Below are 21,403 nucleotides of genomic sequence, written 5' to 3'. Positions count from 1 at the left end.
CGGGAGAGGGGCGGCCGGGCTCAGCCCAGTCTGGTCTCCCGGAGGGCCGCCCATTCGAGAGAGTGCCTGATGCCCTCGTCGAGGGAGTGGCGGGCCTGCCAGTCCAGCAGGCGGCGGGCCCGGTCGCTGCGGGTGTAGGCGCCGGGCACGTCGCCGGGGCGGGCGGGGGCCTCGACGACCTCGATCGGACGGTCCACGACCCGGTTGAACGCCTGGGCCAGCTCGCGGACCGTGGTGCCCGCGCCGGTGCCCAGGTTGATCACGTCGGTGTCCAGCGCGTCGAACCTGCGCAGGGCCGCAACGTGCGCGGTCGCCAGATCCCAGACGTGCACGTAGTCGCGGATGCCGGTACCGTCTCGCGTCGGGTAGCCGGTGCCGGTGACCTGGAAGGGCACGCCGTCCTCGTACGCCTCGATCATCTTGCCCAGGGCGTGGCTGGGACGGCGCAGTTGCAGGCCGGTGCGCATCTGCGGGTCGGCGCCGACCGGGTTGAAGTAGCGCAGGGACAGGATCCTGATCGGGCGACTGGCCGCGATGTCGGCGAACATCGCCTCGCACACCGCCTTGGTCTGCGCGTACGGGCTCTGAGGGGCGAGCGGCGAGTCCTCGTCCACGGTGTGGTCCGCGCCGGCCTGGTAGATCGACGCGGAGGAGCTGAAAATCATCCGCTCGCAGCCGTTGCGGAGCAGGTGGTCGACGAGATCGAGGCTCCTGGCGACGTTCGCGCGATAGTAGCCGATGGGGTCGGCCACGGAGTCCGGCACCACGATGAGCGCAGCGCAGTGGACGACAGCCTCAATATCCGGATTTTCGGCGAATATCTTGTCGATCAGTGAGCCATCGCCGATATCCCCCTCATAGAACACCCGCCCTTCGGCGAACTCCCTCCGCCCCGTCACAAGGCTGTCCAGAATCACGGGTGTGATCCCGGCATCCAGGCACGCTGACGCGACCGTGCTGCCGATATAACCCGCCCCACCGGTAATCAAAACACGCATCCCAGCACCTTAGCCTCGCCCGTACGCGCTTCAGGACTCCCACCCTTTACGGCCCTTCCCCCGCCGTGATGACCCCCATCCCTTACGGCTCCGCCAACGCGAGGCCCACCCACCGCACGTCGGCTGGGGACCTTCCAGGGCAACGCTCTCTGACCCTTCAGTGGCGCGCCGCCGCTACGGCGCGCCCCGTGGGCCGTGTTCCGTGGTGACCGGCCGGTCCCGCACCGCCACCACCCTTTCTGTACCGCTTGGTACATGATTGATAGAGTCCAGTTTCGGTACCGATCGGTACTGAAAAACAGGGAGGTCACACATGGGGCAGCTGGCGAACAAGACCGCGATCGTCACCGGCGGAAGCAGCGGGATCGGCCTCGCCGTGTCGAGGCGTTTCGCCGTGGAGGGCGCACACGTCTTCATCACCGGCCGGCGCGAACGCGACCTGGCCGCCGCCGTCGAGACCATCGGATCCGCCACCGGGATCGCCGGCGACATCTCCGACTTCGACGCCCTCGACCGCCTGTACGACGCGGTGCGCGAGCGCGACAAGGGCCTGGACGTCGGCTCCTCCAGGGCGCGCGACACGTAGGACGCCGGCCCCTCGGTGTAACGATCCAGGGCTTTGCGGAACAGCTGCTCCTTGTTGCCGAATGCCGCGTACATGCTCGTCTTGGTGATGCCCATGGCGCCGGTCAGATCGGCGAGGCTCGCCCCCTCGTATCCCCGCTCCCAGAACACCCGCAGGGCGCACTCCAGCGCCTCGTCGGCGTCGAACCCTCTGGGCCGGCCGATGAGCGCGCTCCGGGAACCACCCATGTCGCGATCCTACTCCGCCGTACCGATCGGTACTGAGGTGCGACGGTCGAGATCTCAAGCCGCGAAACGGTCTGGTCTCTACGCCATGGCATCCGGCCGGCCCCCATCACGGTCCGCCGTTGACACCATGGCGTCCGGCCGGGCCGCTCTGCGAGACGGCTGACGGGGCGTCCAGGATGACCGGCGCTGTGGCGGTAGTCCACGGGACTTCATCCGGCGGCTCAGGCTGCGGTAAAGACTGGCCTGCGCTCTGGTCTTGGCGGCGTTGGCGTGCGACATTTCGTGATATGGGCAGGGACGTACCAGTCGTCGTCTTCAGCCGGGGTGACCGCCGGAAATATCGGGAAAAGGTGCGTCGGTGCCTCGACGTCTTGGCCCAGATGTTGCGCGAATCCCGCTTCGACTTCGAACGCCCGCTCACCGGACTGGAGATCGAGCTCAACATCGTGGACGCGCGCGGCGAAGCCGTCATGCGCAACGCCCAGGTGCTCGCCGCCATCGAGCGGCCGGACTGGGCCACGGAGCTGGGCCAGTTCAACATCGAGATCAACATCGAACCCCGGGAGCTCGGCGGGGACGGCGCGCTCCGCCTGGAGAACGACATCAGAGCGCGGCTCAACCACGCCGAGGAGCGCGCCCGCTCCCAGGACGCCCATCTGGCCCTGATCGGCATCCTGCCCACGCTGCGCGAGCAGGACATCGGGGAGGGCACGCTCTCAGCGAACCCCCGCTACCGCCTGCTCAACGAGCAGATCTTCGCGGCCCGCGGCGAGGACCTGCACCTGGCCATCGACGGCGTCGAACGCCTCGACACGCACGCGGACAGCATCACGCCCGAGGCCGCCTGCACCAGCGTGCAGCTCCACCTGCAGGTCAGCCCCGAGACGTTCGCCGCCCACTGGAACGCGGCCCAGATCATCGCCGCTCCCCAGGTCGCGGCGGCGGCCAACTCGCCCTACCTGTTCGGCAAGGAACTGCACCGCGAGACCAGGATGGCGCTGTTCGAGCAGGCCACGGACACGCGGCCGGCAGAGCTGAAGACGCAGGGCGTACGGCCGAGGGTCTGGTTCGGCGAGCGGTGGATCACGAGCGTCTTCGACCTGTTCGAGGAGAACGTCAGCTACTTCCCTGCGCTGCTGCCCCTCTGCGAAACCGAGGACCCGCGCGTGGAGCTCGAACAGGGCCGCATGCCGGAGCTCCACGAGCTCACCCTGCACAACGGCACGATCTACCGCTGGAACCGCCCGGTGTACGCGGTGGTGAACGGGGTGCCGCACCTGCGCGTCGAGAACCGGGTGCTGCCCGCCGGCCCCTCCGTGGCCGACATCGCCGCCAACGCGGCCTTCTACTACGGGTTGATGCGCGTCTTGCCGTACGCCGAGCGGCCGGAATGGAGCCGGATGTCGTTCCAGGCGGCGGCCGACAACCTCGCCACCGCGGCCCGGCACGGGCTGGACGCGCGGTTGTACTGGCCAGGGGTGGGCGAGGTGCCCGCGGCCGAGCTGATCCTGCGCCGCCTGCTGCCCATGGCGCAGGAGGGGCTGGCCGCGTGGGGCGTGGACGGGCCCGTCGCCGACCGGCTGCTGGGCATCATCGAGGGACGCTGCATCACCGGCCGTACGGGCGCGAGCTGGCAGGTGGAGCGCGTGCACGCGCATGGAGGTGATCGGCACGAGGCGCTGCGGGCCATGACACTGGAGTACATCGAGCGCATGCACAGCAACGAACCCGTGCACACCTGGGATGTTTGACCTCCTCCCCCGCCTCAGGCCAACGGCGGGGACAGCGGAGTGTCCCGCGGGAAAGCTCGGCGAGCAGGTGCCCGTACGCGCCGCAGGTCTTTGCTGGAGGGGACCAGCGGTCGATCACCAGACCAGGCGTACGCAGTCGAAGGTGCGGCATCGCCGCCTGCTGTCCGGCAGGGTTGGCCCGCACCCTGCAAGCCGCGCACAGGTTCGCATGCCATCGCATCGCTACGTGATCCGTGAGCGATTGGAGAGGTTGATGCGCGCTTCGCACTCAAGTTTGCCCCGGCCTCACCGGGTCCCCCCTTGCGGGGTCCGGACTCCTCCCCGGCCTGGAGTCGACGGCCTGGGCCACCTCCGGAGGCCCAGGTGAAGCCCGTGATCCGAGCCCTGGCTCTCGTCCTGGTCCTGCTGGCCGGCGCGTGCGGCGTCACCCGGCCGCCGTCCATGGACCTGGAGGGCGCCGACTCCTTCGAGGAGGACGTCCGCACGGCACGTACGTTGTCGGAGGCGTTCTGGAAGCAGCAGTTCGAGCAGTTAGGCCGGACATATCGGCCGCTGACCGCCTTCATCCCCTACTCGGGCCGCTCCGGCCCCGCCTGCGGCAACGAGCCCGCCGTCCCCAACAACGCCTTCTACTGCCCGCTCGGCCACTTCGTCGCCTATGACCAGGACTGGATGGAGGCACTGTGGACGGAGATGGGCGACGGATCCGTCTACGTGATCATCCCCCATGAGATCGGGCACGCCGTGCAGGCGCAGCTCCAGACAGGCTTCCAGCTCAACGTGCAGGCGGAGCTCCAGGCCGACTGCTACGCGGGCGGCGCCCTGTCCGCCCTGGTGAACTCGGGCGCGTTGCGGGCAGAGGAGGGCGATGAGGACGAACTGCTCTACAGCCTGGAGGCGGCGGGCGACCCCACGGACGACTGGCTCGACCCTTCGGCACACGGCACGGCGGCGCAGCGTCAGGCCTCGTTCGCGCGGGGATACCAGAACGGGGTGAGCGCCTGCTGACGTCGTACGGACGGGCCAGTCCGAAGCGCCTGCCGGCGTCGTACGGACCGGTCAGGGCCCAACCCCAGGGATGTACGCGCGCGTCAACCGAGAGGATGATGTGTCTGATCATGACCACGCTCTACCTTTGACCCATGTCACTGGAGGAGATCGGCTGGCTGCGCAGGGGCGCGTGCCGGTCCAGCGACCCTGACCTCTTCTTCCCGCTCGCCCCCACACCGCTGCAGGAGGCGCGGGCCAAAGCGGTCTGCGCCGGCTGCCAGGTCATCGAGGAGTGCCGTTCCTACGCATTAAGGGCGGGCGAGGCGGAGGGCATCTGGGGCGGCCTCACCCCGGAGGAGCGCCGCCGCACCCGCTTCCCCGAGGGCTGGCGCCGTCCCGCCGCCTCCTGACGACGCGGGCGACGTAGCCTGCAGGGGTGCTGCTTCGCTCGATCGCGATCCTCGCCGCCGCCAACATCATGAACAACAAGATCGCCCCCCGGCTCGGCCCGGTGACGTCCGCCACCGCGACGGCCGCCCTGGTGGCGATGGCTCGCAGGTCCGGCCTGTCCTGGCAGGAGCTCGGCTTCGAGCACGGCCGCCGGGGCGCGATCGCGGGCGGCGCCCTGGCCGCCGGGGTGGCCGCCGTCTACACGGTCGGCATCTCGATGCCGACCACCAGGCCGCTCTTCCACGACGACCGCGCCCTGTCGCTCTCGCGCGCCCGCGTCTGGGAGGAGGCCCTGATCCAGGTCCCCTTCGGCACGGTCCTGCTGGAAGAGGTGGGCTTCAGGGGCGCCCTCCACGCGTTGCTCCGCCAGAGGCACGGCGCGGTCGCCGCCACCGGGGTCTCCTCTGCCCTGTTCGGCCTCTGGCACATCCTTCCGGCCATCGACATGGCCCGCGCCAACCCCGCGCTCGGCGCCCTGGTCGCCGACGAAGCCCCCGGGCACCTCGACACCGCCCGTGTGGTGGCGGGCAGCGTGGTGTCCACGGCGGCGGCGGGCGTGCTGTTCTGCGAGCTACGCCGCCGCGGCGGCCTGCTCACCCCCGTGATGCTGCACCTGGCCACCAACTCCTTCGGCTACCTCTTCGCCCGCCTCGCCGCCAAGCGAAAGCCAAGCCCTCCCGCCTCAGCCTGAGATGACCCGCTCACCCCGACTTGACCACGTAACGTGATCGCCTCTCCCGTCCCGCGGTAGATCGTTTACCCGCCCGGGAAGGAAGGTTCTCCACCCGGAGGTGAAGATCCCTCTGGCGCCTTCTGGGGGGATGCTCGCACGCAAGTCTCACCACCGGGCGGTCGGACCGAACGATCTGCTGATCGCCGCCTGCGCCGAGGTGCACGGGGCGACGATCCTGCACTACGACCGCAACTTCGATGTCATCTCCGAGGTCACTGGGCAGCCCGCGCTCTGGGTGGTGACGCCCGGATCGGTGCCGTAGCACCGCGAGGCGGAGGTCAGGCGGTGGAGACGACCTGGAAGCCCTCCGCGTAGCGGCCCTCGCCGAAGCCGGCCTGCTCGCCCCAGGCTGCGAAGCGGCTCTTGACGAAGTCGGCGAAGCCCTCCACATGAGCGACCTGGCTCACATGTGACTGCAAGGCCGCGAGCTTGCGGTCCATGGCGCCGGTGACGTCGACCCAGTGATCCGGTGCGGGGCCGCCGGTCAGCCACACCTCGCGCACGGTCCACGCCTCCAGGCCCTCGTCCCGCGCCAGCTCGGGGAAAGCGTAGGGGTTGCGGGCGTCGGGGTAGACGGCGTCGAGGGCGGCGCCGCCCACCGCGCGATGGTCGGGATGGCTTGGCGCGATGAACCGGTAGTTGCGGTCCGGATGGTGGGTGATGACCAGGTCGGGCCTGACCTGCCGGATCACCCGGGCGATGTCGCGCCTGAGCTCGAGCGACGGCACCACCTGCCCGTCTGGATGGCCGAGGAAACGCAGATCCGTGACGCCGACCGCCTTGGCGGCGGCCAGTTGCTCGGTCCTGCGCAGCTCGGCCATGCCCGAGTTGTCCAGAGTGCGTTCGTTACCGCCCGCGTCGCCGTCCGTGACCAGCAGGTATGTGACCTCCACGCCCCGGTCGACGAACAGCGCCACGCTCCCCGCCGCGCCGAAATCGGCGTCATCTGGGTGGGCGGTCACGACAAGAACCCGGTTGATCTCGCTTTCCGGCAGCATGGTTCCCCTTTCTGGACCTTCCGTCGAGCACAACCGGGACCCCGGCGATCGCATTCCATGCGACGTTTGTCAGTGGGGCGTCTTAACCTAGGTGGGTGCCGACCCAAGTCTCTGTTGACCACCCCTTGCTCGATGGCCTCAACCCGCAGCAGCGCGAGGCCGTGATCCATCATGGCAGTCCGCTGCTCATCGTCGCGGGGGCCGGGTCAGGCAAGACGCGGGTGCTGACGCATCGCATCGCCTATCTGCTGGCCGAGCGCGATGCGCATCCAGGCGAGATCCTCGCGATCACCTTCACCAACAAGGCCGCCAAGGAGATGAAGGAGCGCATCGACCAGCTGGTCGGGCCCCGGTCCAAGGCCATGTGGGTGATGACGTTCCACAGCGCCTGCATGCGCATCCTGCGGCGGGAGGCCAAACGGCTGGGGTTCCCTTCCAGCTTCTCTATCTACGACCAGGCCGACTCCCAGCGGCTCATGGCGATGGTCTGCAGGGAGATGGAGCTCGACCCGAAACGTTATCCGCCGCGCTCGTTCTCCGCCCAGGTCAGCAACTTCAAGAACGAGCTGGTCGACTACGAGACCGCGCTCGACAAGGCGGGCTCGCATCTGGAGAAGACGCTCGCGCAGGCGTACAAGGCCTATCAGCTCAAGCTGACCGAGGCCGGCGCGATGGACTTCGACGACATCATCATGAACACGGTGACGTTGTTCCAGCTCTTCCCCGAGGTGGCCGAGCACTACCGGATGCGCTTCAGGCACGTGCTGGTCGACGAATACCAGGACACCAACCACGCCCAATACATCCTGATCAGGGAGCTGGTGGGGCATCCCGAGCTGCGCACCACCGACGGCGACCTGGTGCGGTCGGGGGCCGACCAGTCGGAGTTGTGCGTGGTGGGCGACGCCGACCAGTCGATCTACGCCTTCCGCGGCGCGACGATCCGCAACATCCTGGAGTTCGAGCGCGACTATCCCGAAGCGCGCACGATCATGCTGGAGCAGAACTACCGCTCCACCCAGAACATCCTGGCGGCCGCCAACGCCGTCATCGCCCGCAACGAGTCGCGCAAGCCCAAAAACCTCTGGTCCGACCAGGGCGACGGCCCCAAGATCGTGGGCTACGTCGCCGACAACGAGCACGACGAGGCGATGTTCGTGGCCCAGGAGGTCGATCGGCTCAGCGACGAGGAGGGCGTCAAGGCCGGCGACGTCGCGGTCTTCTACCGCACCAACGCCGCCTCCCGCGTGTTCGAGGAGATCTTCATCCGCACCGGCCTGCCCTACAAGGTGGTCGGGGGCGTGCGCTTCTACGAGCGCAAGGAGGTCAAGGACCTGCTGGCCTACCTTCGGGTGCTGGCCAACCCGGCCGACGTGGTGTCGCTACGACGCATCCTCAACGTGCCCAAGCGCGGCATCGGCGACCGGGCAGAGGCCATGATCGAGGCGCTGTCGTCGCGTGAGCGCATCTCGTTCTGGGACGCCCTGCGCAGGGCCGACGAGGCGTACGGCATGGCCACCCGCTCGCTCAACGCGGTGCGCGAGTTCGTCGCGATGCTTGAGGAGCTGATCGCCAAGGCCGAGGGTGTGCCGCCGTCCGCGCTGGCCGAGGAGGTGCTGGTGGCCACCGGCTACCGCGCCGAGCTGGAGGCCTCAGAAGATCCGCAGGACGAGTCGCGCCTGGAAAACCTCAACGAGCTCATCTCGGTGGCCTCCGAGTTCGAAGAGGCCAATCCGGAGGGCACGCTGGTCGAGTTCCTGGAGCAGGTGTCACTGGTGGCCGACGCCGACCAGATCCCCGACGCCGACGGCGGGCAGGGCGTCGTCACGCTGATGACCCTGCACACCGCCAAGGGGCTGGAGTTCCCCGTCGTCTTCCTGACGGCGATGGAGGACGGCGTGTTCCCGCACATCAGGTCACTGAGCGAGCCCAAGGAGCTGGAGGAGGAGCGGCGACTGGCCTACGTCGGCATCACCCGGGCCCGGCAGCGGCTCTATCTCACACGGGCGGCCGTGCGCAGCTCCTGGGGGGCGCCGTCGTTCAATCCCGCCTCCCGCTTCGTCAACGAGGTGCCAGGGCAGCTCATCGACTGGCGCACCGACCCGGAGAAGTCCGCATGGAGCGCGGCCACGCGGCGAGAGCCGGCCGCCCGGCCCGCCCCGTCGAAGAGCGGCGGGCGCACCGTGCCGTCGCTGGCGCCGGGCGACCGGGTCACCCATGACGCGTTCGGGCTGGGCACGGTGGTGTCCGTCGACGGGGTGGCGGAGAAGACCAAGGTCAAGATCGACTTCGGCAGCGGCGGGGAGAAGACGCTGCTGCTGGCGTACGCGCCGCTCGAAAAGTTGTAGGACGACCCCCGCCGACCGGTCGGCGGGGGTCCCGGTCGGCGTGGCGACGTCCTGACGGTCGGGGCTCAGACCAGGCGGCGGGCGGTGGCCCAGCGTGAGAGCTCGTGGCGGTTGGAGAGCTGGAGCTTGCGCAGCACCGACGACACGTGCGTCTCCACGGTCTTGACCGAGATGAACAGCTCCTTCGCGATCTCCTTGTACGCGTAGCCGCGCGCGATCAGCCGCAGCACCTCGCGCTCGCGCTGCGTCAGCGAGTCGAGTTCAGGGTCGATGGACGGGGCCTCCGACGAGGCGAACGCGTCCAGCACGAAGCCCGCCAGCCGCGGTGAGAAGACCGCGTCACCCTCGGACACCCTGCGGATGGCGTCGGTCAGCTCCTTGCCGCTGATGTTCTTGGTGACATAGCCTCTGGCGCCGCCCCGGATCACGCCGATGACGTCCTCGGCGGCGTCGGAGACCGACAGGGCGAGGAAACGCACCTGGGAGCCGGAGCCCAGGACGCGGCGCAGCACCTCCTGGCCGCCGCCCCCGGGCATGTGCACGTCGAGCAGCACCACGTCGGGCTGCAGCTCGGTGATCGCCTTGACCGCGGAGTCCACGTCCTCGGCCTCGCCCACCACCTCGATCGAGTCCCCGAGTTCGGCGCGTACGCCGGAACGGAACAGCCGGTGATCATCGACGATCAACACGCGTGTCATGCCTTCTCCACCTTCATGGTCAACATCACTTCCGTGCCCTCGCCGGGCTCGGTGCGGACCCTGGCCGCGCCTCCGTGACGTTCCATTCTCCCGATGATGGACTCTCTGATCCCCATCCTGTCCAGGGGCACGGCTTCAAGGTCGAACCCCTTGCCACGATCCTTCACGAAAATAGTGACTTCTTCACCCTCTACTTCCGCATAGACGGAAATGGACGGACTACCAGAGTATTTGGCGGCGTTGACCATCGCCTGCCGGGATGCCTTGAGCATGGCGGCCAGCTTGCCCGCCGGGTCGAGGTCGAGGTCTCCGACGCAGACGACCTCGATGGGCACGCCGTGCGCGTCCTCCTCCTCGGCCGCGATCCTGCGTACGGCTGCCGCCACCGTGGCGTCGGCGTCCTGGGCCGGCTGGTAGAGCCAGTTGCGCAGGTCACGCTCCTGCGCGCGGGCCAGGCGGGTGACCTCACGCTGGTCGTGGGCGACCCGCTGGATCAGCGTGAGGGTGTGGAGCACCGAGTCGTGCACCATGGCGGCCACTTCGGCGCGTTCCTCCTGCCTGATGCGCTCACGACGTTCGAGCTGCAGTTCTTTCCACAGGCCGGCCAGCCAGGGGGCGGCGATGACGGCCAGTCCGCCGACGACGACGGCGGTGAACAGCAGCCCTTGGCTGGCCTGGGCCAGCTCGCCCTGGGCCGCCAGGAACCCGGTCGCGCCGATCACGACGAGCACGACGCCGAGCAGCGAGCGCACGCGGTTCTTCCGCATGCTGAGGGCCGCGCCGCTCATCCAGGTCTTGCGGCGTTCCGGGTCCGCCTGCTGCCAGAGGATGAGGGCGCCGATCCCGCCCACGGCGAACGGCAGCATGCCGATGCCGCCTTGGGAAGCGCCCGTCAACCAGCCGAACGCGAGCAGCGCCACCCCGATCGCGCTGAACGCGGCGAGCTGGCTCCAGTCACGCGACGGCGGAGCGGCCCCTTGGTACGGCTGCTTCGGCGCGATCATCCACAGCACCGCGTACGCGGCAATGCCGATGCCGTCGACGACGCTGAGCAGCACGAACATCAGCCTGATCACCACCGGATCAAGCGAGAGCTGCGTCGCCAGCCCCTGGGCCACGCCGCCGATCAGGCGGCCCTCCATGGGGCGCATCATCCGCCGGTAAGGCGTTTCGCCGCTGGGCTCGGCAAGTGTCTTCTGGTCAGCCATAACATGGCCATAGTCACACGTCCCGGGCACAAGGGCATCAGGGAACGACCCCCGGGTCGGGTCAGGGGTGTCCCGGATGCGGGCACACCGCACGCAGGTACACGATGGTGACATGACAGAAGCTCCGCCCAGGGAACCGGCCGCTCCTCACCGTGTGCTGCGACGCAGCAGCGAGGGGCGCTTCCTCATGGGAGTCTGCGCGGGCCTCGGGCGGCACACCGGCATCGACCCCGTGGTGTTCCGCGTGGGCTTCGCGGTGCTGATGCTCGGTTCGGGCATCGGCTTGTTCCTCTACATCGCCGCGTTCCTGCTGATGAAGGAGCCGAACGGCAAGCCCGGCCTCGTCGAGCAGTGGACCCGCCGCGACTTCGACGCCGACACCGTGATGGCGCTGCTGGCCGCGGTGCTGGCGTGCGGCCTGGGGATCAACGTGGCGACGGTGTGGCTGGACGTGGGCACGCTCGTGGTGGGCGTGTTCCTGGCCGTGTCGCTGCTGGCCGCGCACGCGAGCGGGGTCGACCTGCTGGGGCTGGCCCGGTCGATGCCCGAGCGGCTCAGCAGGCGCAGGACCGGCGAGGGACGGCCGGCGCCGTCCTACACTCCTCCCAGGCCGACGTCTCCGGTGCGGCCGCAGTCCGCGGCCACCGGCCTGGCCGAGACCGCGCAGACGTCGTCGCCCTTGCGGGAGGCGCCCGCGCCCGAACCGTCCCAGGCGGCGGCACCCGATCAGCCTCAGGAGGCGGCCGACCGGCCGATCCAGGAGCCGGTGCAGGAGCCGATCCAGGAGCCGGTGCAGGAGCCGATCCAGGAGCCGGTGCAGGAGACTGCCGGCCAGCCGACCCATGAGACGGCCCACCAGCCGACCCGGGAGTTCCCCGGGCTGGTGAGCGAGAACCGGCAGGAGCCGCCTCCTGCCGGGCCCGCCAGGGCGCACGACACCATCGAGCCGGATCCGGCCCTCGGCGACGCGGTGACGGCGGAGCATGCCGTGCCGCCGTACCAGCCGTCCGCCCACAGCCGACGGCAGCCGACGTCCGCCGGCCACACCGGTTACGGCGACCCGTTCGCCCCCAACGGCCCTTACCAGCCGCTCGACCCGGCCAGGAGGGGCGGCGGCTACTCGCCGTACGATCCCGCTCTGTACGCCCGCCCGGCCCTCGACGAACGACCTCGGCCGGCACGCCGCCCCAGATCGTTCATCGGCGTCCTCACCCTGTTGCTGGCTTTCATCATTGGAGGAATCGTCATGGCGGCCCAGGCCAGGACGGCCGCTGGCGTGAGCCCGACCATCGTCGGCGGCGCCATGCTCATCACCATCGGCGCCGGGCTGCTGATCGCCGCCTGGTGGGGGCGGGGCGCCGGGCTGGTCGCCGCTGGTACGTTCGTCGCGCTGGTCGTGGGCATGGGGCTGATGCTGGGCGGTGTGCCCAGCAACGTCGGATCGTCGGAGTGGGCCCCGGCCAGCGTCACGGAGGCGAGCCGGCACTATGACGTCGGGCTCGGCGACGGCAGGCTCGACCTGTCGGAGCTGGAGCTGGCGCCGGGGTCGACGACGACGTTCACCGCCTCGGTCAAGGCGGGCGAGCTGGTGGTGATCGTGCCACCGACGGCGAGAGTGGAGGTGCATGCCTCCAACAAGGTCGGCGACATCACACTGGACCAGTCGGTTCAGGGCGGAGTGGACGTGCGGGTGAACGAAGTGTTGCAACCCGAGGTGAAACCGGACGGCGAGCCCGCCACCCTCGTACTCGATCTGCGGAGCGGCCTCGGCGACATCGAGGTGCGACGTGCCGCGTGACGTCGAGCGGCGGCGCCGCGTGCACAGGACGGACTGGATGGCCCTGCTCAGCGGCGTGCTTTTTGTCGTTTTGGGTATTTTGGTGGTGACAAGGGAGATCACGGATTGGCTGGTTCTCTGGGGTGTGATGGTGCTGGGATTGGCGTTCGCGGGGCTGGTGGCGATCATCGCCAGAGGGCTCCGCAGGAAGTAGACCTTGACCGGGAATAACACCGGCGTACGTTCGGAGTGTCCGCCTTTCCCCCTGCTCCTGAGGGAGGACGTATGCCCCGAATCACCGTCACCGTCGACGGGATCACCTACGAGGAGGACGTCGAGCCCCGGCTCCTGCTCGTCCACCTGCTGAGAGACCGGCTCGGCAAGACCGGCACACCGGTCGGCTGCGACACCAGCAACTGCGGTGCCTGCACGGTCATGCTCGACGGCAAGACCGTGAAGAGTTGCTCAGTGCTGGCCGTGCAGGCCGACGGCGGCGACGTCGTCACCATCGAGGGCCTGGGCGCCGACGGGTCGATGCACCCGATGCAGCGGGCCTTCCACGAAGAGCACGCGCTGCAGTGCGGATACTGCACGCCCGGCATGGTCATGGCCGCGATCGACCTGCTCAGAGACGATCCCGACCCGTCCGAGGAGACGATCAGGGAGGGCCTCGAAGGCAACCTGTGCCGCTGCACCGGCTACTGCAACATCGTCAGCGCCGTACGCAAGGGCGCACAGGAGATGGGGCGGGCGGTGAGCACACCATGACCGAGATGGACGCCGGCCTGGTCGCGGAGCAGATCGCCCACAGCGACCAGCTCAACGAGCCGGCCGACCGCTCCGAGGTGGGCAGGCCGCGGCGGCGCAAAGAGGACACGAGGCTGCTCACGGGGCGGACGCAGTGGACGGACAACCTCTCGCGCCCCGGCATGCTGCACGTGATGTACCTGCGCAGCCCGATGGCGCACGCCAGGATCACCAGGGTCGACGTGTCGGGGGCGCGCGACCTGCCGGGGGTCGTGGCGGCGTTCAGCGGTGAGGATTTCGCCGCCGAGCAGGGCAGCCTGCCGTGCGCCTGGCCGGTGAGCGAGGACATCGTGATCCCCGACCACCCGCCGATGGCCGTGTCCGAGGTGCGCTACGTCGGCGAGGCGGTGGCCTGCGTGGTCGCGACCGACCGCTATCGCGCCGCCGACGCGCTCGACGCCATCGAGGTCGACTACGAGCCGCTGCCGGCCGTGCTCGACATGAACGAGGCCCTCGCCGACGGCGGCCCGAAGGTGCACGAGGCGGGCAACAAGGCGTTCAGCGCGAAGATCACGTCAGGTGACCTCGACGCCGCGTTCGAGGGTGCTCCCGTCGTCATCGACCGCACGTACGTGCAGCAGCGTCTCATCCCGAGCGCGATGGAGCCGCGGGCGGTGCTGGCCGACACCGACGGCGAGTCGTTCACGCTCTGGACGTCCACGCAGATCCCGCACGTCCTGCGGGTCATGCTGGCCATGGTGACCGGCGTCCCCGAGCACCGGATCCGCGTGATCGCGCCCGACGTGGGCGGCGGGTTCGGCTCGAAGCTGCAGGTCACCGCGGAAGAGGTGCTGGGCCTGCTGCTCACGCGCAAGCTCGGCAAACCGGTCAAGTGGACCGAGTCCCGCTCCGAGGGCAACCTGACCGTGCACCACGGCCGCGACCAGATCCAGCACATCAGACTGGCCGCCGACGCCGACGGGCGCGTCCGAGGGCTGCAGGTCGACCTGCTGGCCGACATGGGCGCCTATCTGATGCTCGTGACGCCGGGCATCCCGATGCTGGGCGCGTCGATGTTCAACGCGATCTACAAGATGGACGCGTACGAGTTCGCCTGCACGGGCGTGTTCACCACCAAGATGCCCACGGACGCGTACCGGGGCGCGGGCCGCCCGGAGGCGACGTTCGCCATCGAGCGGATGATGGACGAGCTGGCCGCCGAGCTGGGCATGGACCCGGTGGAGGTGCGCAGGCGCAACTGGATCAGACACGAGGAGTTTCCGTACACGACGATCTCGGGCCTGACGTACGACTCGGGCAACTACGAGGCGGCCACGGACAAGGCGCTGGCGTTGTTCGGCTACGACAAGCTGCGGGCCGAGCAGTCCGACCGGCGTGACAGGGGTGACCCGGTGCAACTCGGCATCGGCGTCAGCACGTACACGGAGATGTGCGGCCTGGCGCCGTCGAGGATGCTCGGCGAGGCCAACTACGGCGCCGGCGGCTGGGAGCACGGCGCGGTGCGCATGCTGCCCACAGGCAAGGTCGAGGTCATCACCGGCACCTCCCCGCACGGGCAGGGCCACGTGACGTCGTGGAGCCAGATCGCGGCCGACGCGCTCGGCGTGCCGTTCGAGGACATCACGGTGCTGCACGGCGACACGGCGATCGCCCACAAGGGCATGGACACCTACGGCTCCCGCTCGCTGGTCATCGGCGGCGTCGCGGTGCTGAAGGCGTGCGACAAGGTCAAGGACAAGGCCCGCAGGCTGGCCGCGCACGTGCTGGAGTGCTCGCCGGACGACCTGGAGTTCGAGGCCGGGGCGTTCAAGGTGCGGGGCACCGAGTCGCAGCGGACGATCCAGGAGCTGGCCCTGGCCGCGTTCACGGCGCACGACCTGCCCGACGGTGTGGAGGCGCGGCTCGACTCCGAGGCCACCTTCGATCCGGAGAACTACTCCTTCCCGCACGGCACCCATCTGTGCGCGGTGGAGGTGGACACGGAGACGGGCATGGTGAAGATCCGCTCGTACGTGGCGGTCGACGACGTCGGCAAGGTCGTGAACCCGCTGATCGTGGAGGGCCAGGTGCACGGCGGCATCGCGCAGGGCATCGCGCAGGCGCTGTTCGAGGAGGCCGTCTACGACGCCGACGGCAACCTGCTGACCACCACCATGGCCGACTATCTGCTGCCGTCGGCGGCGGACCTGCCGGGTTTCACCCTCGACCGCACCGAGACGCCGGCGACCAGCAACCCGCTGGGTGTCAAGGGCGTCGGCGAGGCGGGCACGATCGCCTCGACCCCGGCCGTGGTGAACGCCATCGTGGACGCCCTGCGCCCGCGCGGCGTGCACGACGTCCGGATGCCGTGCACGCCGGAACGAGTCTGGCGGGCCCTCGAAGCTCGGGCGCCGGAAGGAGTACGGCCATGATCCCCGCGCAGTTCGACTACGCGCGGCCCGCCTCGCTCGACGAGGCCTGCCAGGCGCTCGCCTCCGACGAGGACGCCAAGGTGCTGGCGGGCGGTCAGTCGCTGCTGCCGCTGCTGCGGATGCGGCTGGCGTACCCGTCGACGCTGGTGGACCTCGCCCGGCTGCCGGATCTGAAGGGCGTGCACGACCGCGGCGACCACGTCCTCATCGGCGCGATGACCACGCACGACGAGGTCGTGCGCTCCGACGTGGTCAACGTCGGCTGCCCGCTGGTGGCGCTTGCCACGGCCATGGTGGCCGACCGGGCGATCCGGCATCGGGGCACGTTCGGCGGCTCGCTGGCACACGCCGACCCGGCGGGCGACCTGCCGGCCGTGGTGCTGGCGCTGGACGGCGTGCTCGTGGCCAGGTCGGCGGAGGGCGAACGGGAGATCCCCGCCGCCGGCTTCTTCGTCGACTACCTGGAGTCGGCGCTGGAGCCGGGCGAGATCCTGACCGGGGTGAAGATCCCGAAGCTGGGCGCGGGCTGGGGTTTCCACTACGAGAAGTTCCACAGGACCGCGCAGTCGTGGGCGGTCGTCGGGGTGGCGGCGGCGGTCAAGCGCTCCAACGGCGCGATCACCGAGGCCAGGATCGGGCTGACGAACATGGGAGAGAAGCCGTTGCGCGCCCGCGCCACCGAGTCGGCCCTGCGGGGCGTGGAGCTCGGTGACCAGGTGCGCCTGGCGTGCGAGGAAGCGGCCGCGGACACCGCTCCGCCGGCCGACCTGCACGCGCAGCCCGACTACCGGCGGCACCTGGCCAGGGTGCTGACCCACCGAGCGGTACGCACGGCGGTCGGATCGCCCTGACCTCAGGGGGGCATCCCTTCCGGGGTGCCCCCGCCCCGGCGTAGTGTCGCAACCATCGGAGAAGGAGCGGATCGATGGCGATGCGGTTCGAACACGAGTTCACGGTTCCCGTTCCGGTCGAGCAGGCCTGGGCGGTGTTGCTCGACGTCGAGCGGGTCGCTCCGTGCCTGCCGGGGGCGAGCCTGGACGTCTTCGAGGGCGACGAGTTCACCGGCAGGATGAAGGTCAAGGTCGGCCCGATCACGGTGACGTATCGGGGTTCGGCCGCGTTCGAGGAAGTGGACAAAGACTCCTATACGGTGACGCTCAAGGCGTCGGGCAAGGAGGCGAGGGGGTCGGGCACCGCCTCCGCCACGGTCAAGGCGCGGATGACGCCGCGCGAAAGGGCCACGGCGGTGGCCGTGGAAACGACGTTCAACGTGACCGGCCGGCCGGCCCAGTTCGGGCGCGGCGTGATGGCCGAGGTCGGTGCCAAGCTCATCGACAAGTTCGCCGAGAACCTGGCCGGGCTGCTGTCCGAGTCGACCGTCGAGCCCGCCCCTCCCCAGGAGGATCAGCCCCTCGCGGCGGTTTCCGATCCCGACGAGCCCGCGGAGCTTGAGGAGCTCGAGGAGTTCGAGCAGGAGGCGCGGCCCGCGGGCACGTTGCGCACGTCGCGCACGGCCGACGAGGAGGCGCTCGACCTGCTGGAGATCGCCGGGCAACCGCTGCTCAAACGGCTGGCGCCCATCGCGGGCGCGGTCGCGGCGCTGCTGGTCGTCGTCTGGGTGATTCGTCGGCTTATGCGCTGATTTTTGGGCAAATATTCGATCAAGTCCTGACGCTTTCCTTCCGGCAGGGGCAGCAACCCCGCAGGGGACTACCGGGGGGACTTGGCATGCCGGACTGCACCGTCGTCGTCATCACGTACAACGACGCGGCCCGCCTGCCCAGAGCCGTGCGCTCCGTGCTCGGACAGTCGTTGCGCGACCTGGAGGTGATCATCTCCGACGACGCCAGCACGGACGGCACACCGGAGGTGGCGGCCCGGCTCATGGCCGGCGACCCCCGGGTCCGCTACCTGCGCAGGCCGGACAACAGCGGTGGGTGCGGGGCACCGCGCAACGACGGCATCGACGCGGCGACCGCACCGTACGTCATGTTCCTCGACAGCGACGACGAGCTGCCCCGGCACGCGTGCAAGAGCCTGCTCACCGAGATCGAGCGCACCGGCGCCGACTTCGTGTCGGGGCAGATCTCGCGGCTGTACGAGTCGACCGGACGCCTGCGACCGTACTATCCGTGGTTGTTCGGCCGGCGGCGGGTGGTCGAGGGCATCCGCGAGGAGCCCGCGTTGTTCCTCGACAGCTTCACCACCAACAAGCTCTACGACCTGAGCCGGCTGCGCGCCGCCCGCCTGCGTTTCCCCGAGGACATCCACTACGAGGACCATGTCTTCGCCGCCGAGTTGTACGCGCTGTCACGCAGGTTCGCCGTCGTGCCGTGGACGGTCTACCACTGGCACAGGGCGCCGACGAACGAGTCGATCTCGCTGAGCATCGACGACCTGGACAACGTGCGCCAGCGGGTCGCCGCCGCCCGGATGAGCGACGACGCCCTGCGCCGGCACGGAGCCGGCGACCTGGTGCCGCATCGCCAGCGCCGCTTCCTCCGCCAGGACCTGCGCGTCTACCTCAACCCGCTGCCCTCCCGCGACCTGGTGTGGATCAAGGAGTTCGCCTCCATCGTGCGGCCGTATCTGGAGGAGATCCCCAGGGACGCGCTGGCCGAGATGGCCTCCCTCGACCGGGTCTGCTGCCGGCTCATCCTGGACGACCGGATCGAGGACCTGCGGATCGCGGCGGGCTCGCTCACCGGGCCGAGGGCCGCCCCCAGGGCCGCCGTGCAGCGCGACGGGCGGACGTACTGGGGCACGTCGGTCTTGCCCGGCATGGACATCACCCGGCTGCGGCTGGCGGAGCTGCCCTACTCGGCGGCCAGGCTGCGGCACGAGGCGGCGGCCCTCTCCTCCGACGGCGAGCGCGTACGGATGACCGTGCGCAGCTACGACCCGTTCGGCAAGCTGCCGCTGGAGTGGAAGGCGTTCCTGCAGCTCGGCGGGAAGCGCGTGCCCATCACACCGCGGCCCTCCGGCGACGGCGGGTACGTCAGCGAGGTCATCTTCACGCCCACCGGCAAATGCGATCCGTGCATCGGGTTCACCAGGACCTCCGACGGGCACACCACGACCGACCGGATCATCGTCGACCCGCACACCGAACCCATCGAACTGCCGGGCCGCACGGTGAAGGCGGAGGGCCACGCCGCGTACCTGTGTGTGCGTCCCGTGGCCAGGCCACGGCCCGTGTGGCAGCGGGTCAAGCGGCGCCTGCTCAAGCGATACAGCACGCCGCGGAACAAGCTGCGGGCGTACAAGATGTTGATCCGCGTGCTGCCGCGGCGCGGGGACCTCGCGCTGTTCGAGTCGGACGTCGGGAAGGGCCACAGCGGCAGTCCCAGGGCCGTCCACGAGGAGATGCGGCGGCGCGGGCTGCCGATCGAAGTGGTCTGGTCCGCGGCCAAGGGGTGCCGAGGGTTTCCCCCAGACGTGCGGCGGGTGCGCAGGGGCAGCTGGCGCCACATCTGGACGATGGCGCGCGCGGGGATCTGGGTGGACAGCCACGGGTTCCCGCTCGACTACCCGAAACCGCGGGGCACCCGCTACCTGCAGACCTGGCACGGGCAGGGGATCAAGTCGATCGGCTTCGACGCGCCCGACCTGCGCGGCGACTTCGACAGGCCGCGGGCGCGATGGCGGGCCGCGGTCGCCCGGTGGGACGCGCTGGTGTCGCCGAGCGCGGAGTTCTCGCGGGTGTTCCTCCCCTCCAACGGCTACACGGGCAAGGTCTACCGCTGCGGGACACCCCGCTGCGACGCGCTCGTCCGCGGGGAGGGCGCGCGCGACGTACGGGAGCGGCTGGAGATCCCGCCCGGCAGGAAGATCCTCCTGTACGCGCCCACCTACCGGGACCGGGACAAGGGCAGCGGCCGGTCGGTGCGCGTGAACCTGGAGCTCATGGCCGACGAGCTGGCCGGCGAGTGGGTCGTCATCCTGCGCACCCATCCGGTCGAGCGGTATCGCGTGCCCGAGCACCTGCTGCACTTCGTCCGCACCGCCGCGTCCTACCCGGAGATCAACGACCTGATGCCCGCCTCGGACGCGCTGCTGACCGACTACTCCTCGGTGATGTGCGACTACGCGCTCACGGGCAAGCCGATGGTGTTCTTCATCGACGACTGGGACGACTACCGGCTCTCGGAGCGCGGCGTCTACCACGACCTCCCGGCCATCGCGCCGGGACCGTGCGTGACGACCACCGAGGACCTGGTGGCCGCGATCAGGGACCTGCCCACCCGGCACGCGGCCTGCGCCGAGCGGTACGCCGCCTTCCGCGAGCTCTGGTGCGCCGACGAGCACGGCGACGCGGCCGCCAGGATCGTGGCCGACTTCTTCGAGGCCGCCCATTGAGCGTCGTCTTCGCCTGCCTGGACGCCGACTCCCTCGGCGGCGTCCAGCAGGTGACGCACACCCTCGCGCAAGGGCTGGCCGGCCGGGGCCACGAGGTGCACGTGATCGGCCTGCACCGCTCCACCGCCCCCTTCCGGTACGTGGACCGGCCGCTCTACCACCACCACGTGATCAGCCGCCGCCCCATGGACACGACCGGACGCCTGGCCCGCAGACGGGCCGACAGAAAGCTCAAGGAGCTGCTCGAAACGATCCGGCCAGGATACGCGGTCATGACCTCGCCCTCGGCGGTGGCCCGGATGGCGGGGCTGCTGCCGCAGGCGTTCCGGCCGATCGGGCAGTATCACGGCTCCTACGACCACGCCCGCGACTGCTGGCACCTGGCCTCGATCAGGAAGCACTACCCCCAGCTCGACCAGGCGGTGTTCCTCAGCGAGGACGACGCGTGGCAGTTCTCGGAGAACGCGCTGCTGCCCAACGCGTGGAGCCTGCCGAACCCCCTGGCGACCTGGCCGGAGCAGACATCCGCGCTCGACTCGCCGCGGGTGCTCGGCGTGGGCAGGCTGGAAGGGGTCAAACGGTTCGACCGGCTGATCACCGCGTTCGCCCGGTCGGGCGCGCCGCCGCCGTGGGAGCTGCATCTGATCGGCGACGGCGGCGAGCTGACGCGGCTGCGCGAGCACGCAGTCAGGGAGGGTGTCGGTGACCGGGTGGTCTTCAGAGGACGGGTGCCCGCCGCGCGCATGCCCGGCGAATATCTCGCGGCCTCGGTTCTCGGCCTGACCAGCGACCACGAGGGCCTGCCCGTCGTGCTGCTGGAGTCGGCCGCGCACGGGGTGCCTGCGGTGGCGTTCGACGTGTCGGGAGGCGTGCGCTCGGCCGGGCCGGTGGCGGTGCCGCCCGGCGACGTCACCGCCTTCGCAGCCGCGCTGGGTCGGCTCATCCATTCCACGGAGGAGCGGCGACGCTCGGGCGCCGACGCCCGCGCCCGGGCCGGGGCCTTCCGCCTCGACCTCGTGCTGGACCGCTGGGAGTCGATGTTCGCCCACATGTCCCGCTAACCGCCCCTCGGAGGGCTTCGCCCCCCAAGCACCCCCAAGC

19 protein-coding genes and 1 pseudogene are annotated in these 21,403 nt (G+C 69.9%); 15 read left to right on the top strand and 5 right to left on the bottom strand.

Going from position 1 to position 21,403, the window contains the following annotated elements; translation table 11 throughout:
* Positions 1–20: 20 nt before the first annotated feature.
* Positions 21–998: a UDP-glucose 4-epimerase GalE gene (galE, locus tag E1294_RS33575; protein WP_132514994.1), complete on the bottom strand. Its 978-nt coding sequence runs from the start codon at positions 996–998 to the stop codon at positions 21–23.
* A 313-nt stretch (positions 999–1,311) separates the two neighbouring features.
* Here galE and E1294_RS33570 point away from each other — a divergent pair, with 313 nt between their 5' ends.
* Positions 1,312–1,584 (top strand): SDR family NAD(P)-dependent oxidoreductase, encoded by a 273-nt coding sequence (locus tag E1294_RS33570; RefSeq protein ID WP_132514993.1) that lies wholly within the window; start codon positions 1,312–1,314, stop codon positions 1,582–1,584.
* Positions 1,585–1,631: 47 nt separating this feature from the next.
* On the opposite strand, the pseudogene E1294_RS33565 reads toward E1294_RS33570, so the two are convergent.
* Positions 1,632–1,811: pseudogene (locus E1294_RS33565) on the bottom strand (TetR/AcrR family transcriptional regulator); the annotation flags it as partial.
* 287 nt (positions 1,812–2,098) lie between these two features.
* Here E1294_RS33565 and E1294_RS33560 point away from each other — a divergent pair.
* From E1294_RS33560 to E1294_RS33540, 5 genes are all read left to right on the top strand, one after another.
* Positions 2,099–3,562 carry a glutamate-cysteine ligase family protein gene (locus E1294_RS33560; protein ID WP_132514992.1) on the top strand — a complete coding sequence of 488 codons (1,464 nt, stop codon included), beginning with the start codon at positions 2,099–2,101 and terminating at the stop codon, positions 3,560–3,562.
* A 372-nt stretch (positions 3,563–3,934) separates the two neighbouring features.
* Positions 3,935–4,570 carry a neutral zinc metallopeptidase gene (locus E1294_RS33555; RefSeq protein ID WP_246083472.1) on the top strand — a complete coding sequence of 212 codons (636 nt, stop codon included), beginning with the start codon at positions 3,935–3,937 and terminating at the stop codon, positions 4,568–4,570.
* Between the two features lie 134 nt (positions 4,571–4,704).
* Positions 4,705–4,962, top strand: a complete 258-nt coding sequence (locus E1294_RS33550; RefSeq protein ID WP_132514991.1) for a WhiB family transcriptional regulator — start codon at positions 4,705–4,707, stop codon at positions 4,960–4,962.
* A 26-nt stretch (positions 4,963–4,988) separates the two neighbouring features.
* Positions 4,989–5,693: a CPBP family intramembrane glutamic endopeptidase gene (locus tag E1294_RS33545; protein WP_132514990.1), complete on the top strand. Its 705-nt coding sequence runs from the start codon at positions 4,989–4,991 to the stop codon at positions 5,691–5,693.
* A 130-nt stretch (positions 5,694–5,823) separates the two neighbouring features.
* Complete coding sequence (locus E1294_RS33540) at positions 5,824–5,997, top strand: PIN domain-containing protein (protein WP_220448070.1); 174 nt, start codon at positions 5,824–5,826, stop codon at positions 5,995–5,997.
* Between the two features lie 16 nt (positions 5,998–6,013).
* Here E1294_RS33540 and E1294_RS33535 read toward each other — a convergent pair whose 3' ends face one another.
* A complete protein-coding gene (locus E1294_RS33535; RefSeq protein WP_132514988.1) occupies positions 6,014–6,733 on the bottom strand; it encodes a PIG-L deacetylase family protein in 720 nt (239 codons plus the stop codon).
* Positions 6,734–6,828: 95 nt separating this feature from the next.
* Between E1294_RS33535 and pcrA the strand changes: the two genes are divergently transcribed.
* Positions 6,829–9,081 carry a DNA helicase PcrA gene (gene pcrA, locus E1294_RS33530; protein WP_484213988.1) on the top strand — a complete coding sequence of 751 codons (2,253 nt, stop codon included), beginning with the start codon at positions 6,829–6,831 and terminating at the stop codon, positions 9,079–9,081.
* 65 nt (positions 9,082–9,146) lie between these two features.
* On the opposite strand, the gene E1294_RS33525 is transcribed toward pcrA, so the two are convergent.
* Complete coding sequence (locus E1294_RS33525) at positions 9,147–9,779, bottom strand: response regulator (protein ID WP_132514987.1); 633 nt, start codon at positions 9,777–9,779, stop codon at positions 9,147–9,149.
* Positions 9,776–10,987, bottom strand: a complete 1,212-nt coding sequence (locus tag E1294_RS33520) for an ATP-binding protein (protein ID WP_132514986.1) — start codon at positions 10,985–10,987, stop codon at positions 9,776–9,778. The genes E1294_RS33525 and E1294_RS33520 overlap by 4 nt, the downstream gene beginning before the upstream one ends.
* A 112-nt stretch (positions 10,988–11,099) precedes the next feature.
* Between E1294_RS33520 and E1294_RS33515 the strand changes: the two genes are divergently transcribed.
* The 8 genes from E1294_RS33515 (at position 11,100) to E1294_RS33480 (ending at position 21,363) form a co-directional block, all read left to right on the top strand.
* Positions 11,100–12,785, top strand: coding sequence for a PspC domain-containing protein (locus E1294_RS33515; RefSeq protein WP_165977610.1), 1,686 nt, complete (start codon positions 11,100–11,102; stop codon positions 12,783–12,785).
* Entirely contained in the window at positions 12,775–12,978 is a 204-nt protein-coding gene (locus E1294_RS33510) for a hypothetical protein (RefSeq protein ID WP_132514984.1), read from the top strand. Before E1294_RS33515 ends, E1294_RS33510 begins: the two co-directional genes overlap by 11 nt.
* A 71-nt stretch (positions 12,979–13,049) precedes the next feature.
* On the top strand, positions 13,050–13,532 hold the full coding sequence (locus E1294_RS33505) for a (2Fe-2S)-binding protein (RefSeq protein ID WP_132514983.1): 483 nt from the start codon (positions 13,050–13,052) through the stop codon (positions 13,530–13,532).
* Positions 13,529–15,943 carry a xanthine dehydrogenase family protein molybdopterin-binding subunit gene (locus tag E1294_RS33500; RefSeq protein WP_132514982.1) on the top strand — a complete coding sequence of 805 codons (2,415 nt, stop codon included), beginning with the start codon at positions 13,529–13,531 and terminating at the stop codon, positions 15,941–15,943. Before E1294_RS33505 ends, E1294_RS33500 begins: the two co-directional genes overlap by 4 nt.
* On the top strand, positions 15,940–16,794 hold the full coding sequence (locus E1294_RS33495; RefSeq protein ID WP_132514981.1) for an FAD binding domain-containing protein: 855 nt from the start codon (positions 15,940–15,942) through the stop codon (positions 16,792–16,794). The genes E1294_RS33500 and E1294_RS33495 overlap by 4 nt, the downstream gene beginning before the upstream one ends.
* Positions 16,795–16,868: 74 nt before the next feature.
* Positions 16,869–17,585 (top strand): SRPBCC family protein, encoded by a 717-nt coding sequence (locus E1294_RS33490; RefSeq protein WP_132514980.1) that lies wholly within the window; start codon positions 16,869–16,871, stop codon positions 17,583–17,585.
* Between the two features lie 86 nt (positions 17,586–17,671).
* Complete coding sequence (locus E1294_RS33485; protein WP_132514979.1) at positions 17,672–20,302, top strand: bifunctional glycosyltransferase/CDP-glycerol:glycerophosphate glycerophosphotransferase; 2,631 nt, start codon at positions 17,672–17,674, stop codon at positions 20,300–20,302.
* Positions 20,299–21,363 (top strand): glycosyltransferase, encoded by a 1,065-nt coding sequence (locus tag E1294_RS33480; protein ID WP_132514978.1) that lies wholly within the window; start codon positions 20,299–20,301, stop codon positions 21,361–21,363. The genes E1294_RS33485 and E1294_RS33480 overlap by 4 nt, the downstream gene beginning before the upstream one ends.
* The last annotated feature ends 40 nt before the right edge of the window (positions 21,364–21,403 follow it).

Source organism: Nonomuraea diastatica, from assembly GCF_004349015.1.
Lineage (GTDB): Bacteria > Actinomycetota > Actinomycetes > Streptosporangiales > Streptosporangiaceae > Nonomuraea > Nonomuraea diastatica.
Note: the sequence above shows the minus strand (reverse complement) of the source record. Positions and strands in the feature narration are given on the sequence as shown.

Excerpts from the sequence above, each read along its gene's own strand:
- E1294_RS33550 (WP_132514991.1), top strand. The coding sequence starts at position 4,705 with ATGTCACTGGAGGAGATCGGCTGGCTGCGCAGGGGCGCGTGCCGGTCC.
- E1294_RS33500 (WP_132514982.1), top strand. The coding sequence starts at position 13,529 with ATGACCGAGATGGACGCCGGCCTGGTCGCGGAGCAGATCGCCCACAGC.
- E1294_RS33515 (WP_165977610.1), top strand. The coding sequence starts at position 11,100 with ATGACAGAAGCTCCGCCCAGGGAACCGGCCGCTCCTCACCGTGTGCTG.
- E1294_RS33505 (WP_132514983.1), top strand. The coding sequence starts at position 13,050 with ATGCCCCGAATCACCGTCACCGTCGACGGGATCACCTACGAGGAGGAC.
- E1294_RS33495 (WP_132514981.1), top strand. The coding sequence starts at position 15,940 with ATGATCCCCGCGCAGTTCGACTACGCGCGGCCCGCCTCGCTCGACGAG.
- E1294_RS33485 (WP_132514979.1), top strand. The coding sequence starts at position 17,672 with ATGCCGGACTGCACCGTCGTCGTCATCACGTACAACGACGCGGCCCGC.
- E1294_RS33525 (WP_132514987.1), bottom strand. The coding sequence starts at position 9,779 with ATGACACGCGTGTTGATCGTCGATGATCACCGGCTGTTCCGTTCCGGC.
- E1294_RS33560 (WP_132514992.1), top strand. The coding sequence starts at position 2,099 with ATGGGCAGGGACGTACCAGTCGTCGTCTTCAGCCGGGGTGACCGCCGG.
- E1294_RS33490 (WP_132514980.1), top strand. The coding sequence starts at position 16,869 with ATGGCGATGCGGTTCGAACACGAGTTCACGGTTCCCGTTCCGGTCGAG.
- E1294_RS33570 (WP_132514993.1), top strand. The coding sequence starts at position 1,312 with ATGGGGCAGCTGGCGAACAAGACCGCGATCGTCACCGGCGGAAGCAGC.
- E1294_RS33535 (WP_132514988.1), bottom strand. The coding sequence starts at position 6,733 with ATGCTGCCGGAAAGCGAGATCAACCGGGTTCTTGTCGTGACCGCCCAC.
- E1294_RS33520 (WP_132514986.1), bottom strand. The coding sequence starts at position 10,987 with ATGGCTGACCAGAAGACACTTGCCGAGCCCAGCGGCGAAACGCCTTAC.
- galE (WP_132514994.1), bottom strand. The coding sequence starts at position 998 with ATGCGTGTTTTGATTACCGGTGGGGCGGGTTATATCGGCAGCACGGTC.
- E1294_RS33540 (WP_220448070.1), top strand. The coding sequence starts at position 5,824 with ATGCTCGCACGCAAGTCTCACCACCGGGCGGTCGGACCGAACGATCTG.